Genomic DNA, 1,257 nt, shown 5'->3' on the forward strand with positions numbered 1-1,257 from the left:
GCTTCCTGATTTTCTACTTAACACCAAAAACGGAGATGGTTGATGTTCCCACAAACCCTTCCTCTCGACGAATCTCGAGCCGTTTCGTAAGATAGGAGGTAGAGGGACCGGGACGGTCCAACATCACAGGGGGACAGGGAGGAGATCCAGATGGATGAATCGATGAGACACGACATCGCGCTGTTTCGGTACGGGCTAATCGCTCCGTTGGTGAATGGGCAGGTGGAACCGAAGACGTATCTGAAAGAGGTGAGCGAGCGAGTGCACCATGTTCCCCACCAGGGCGACAAGCGAATCGCAGCCAAGACGATCCTCGATTGGTGCACCCGATACAAAAAAGGGGGCTTTGACGCCTTAAAGCCAAAGCGCCGTTCGGACCGCGGCCACTCAAGGCGTCTGTCGCCCGATGATGAGGATCATATTTTAGCCCTAAGAAAAGAACATCCCACCATGCCCGTGACGGTGTTCTACGAACACCTGATCGAGCAGGGGGGAAATCCCAGAAAACCATACCTCTTACTTTACTATATACCACCCGTGGTGCTAGTTGAACTTTAACGCTCAACTAGCCCAAGAATGACGAGTGAATAAGCGAGTAAAATGCCATCCAAAGCTGATTCAAATCCAGAAACAGAGTTGGCTCGAATCTCCGTGATCCGGTACTGATCAATGAGAACGGAAAACACGGTTTCAATGACTTTGCGCTTTCGTTTCATCCACCGTTTCCATGCTTTCGATTGGTGGATCTTCTGGTTTTTCCGAACGGGCGTCCAAAAAGCGATCTTGTATTCATCATACAGCTTCTTTTGCAAGTCTTGGCTCATATATCCTTTATCACCAAGTGCGTACGGATGAGGAAGTTGGGTCATCACGGTTTATGCAGCTGTCCGGTCGTGGCAGGATGCTTCGGTGACGACATATCCCATCGGAAGCGCTTGGTCGGTGATCTGAAGATGAAGCTTCAACCCATAGTAAGCCATCTTTTTGGATGCACAATACCCAATATCGGCGATTCCTTGAAACCGTTTGACACGATACATTCGTGCGTGGTGGCAGAGTTCAATGGGTAAGCTGTCCACTACTGCATAAGCGTGATGTTGTCCGCGTTTGGCTAGTTGATGTCGTATCCATTTGATGGCAAAGCCAAGATCTCGACAGCGACGGTTATATCGAGAGCGTTCAGGAAATAAATCTTTCGAAAATAAGTTTCCGATCACAAATCGGTGCCAAGCTCGTTCGGATGTAAAACCTAACAAC

Annotated in this window: 2 pseudogenes; one reads left to right on the plus strand and one right to left on the minus strand. The window is 49.1% G+C overall.

The features are described 5' to 3' along the window. Positions 1–150: 150 nt before the first annotated feature. Positions 151–532, plus strand: a pseudogene (locus CV944_RS16990) (helix-turn-helix domain-containing protein); the annotation flags it as partial. 22 nt (positions 533–554) lie between these two features. Here CV944_RS16990 and CV944_RS16995 read toward each other — a convergent pair. Beyond that, positions 555–1,257: pseudogene (locus CV944_RS16995) on the minus strand (IS982 family transposase); the annotation flags it as partial.

The sequence above is a fragment of the Geobacillus sp. WSUCF-018B genome, from assembly GCF_002809985.1.
Taxonomy (GTDB): Bacteria; Bacillota; Bacilli; order Bacillales; family Anoxybacillaceae; genus Geobacillus; species Geobacillus thermophilus.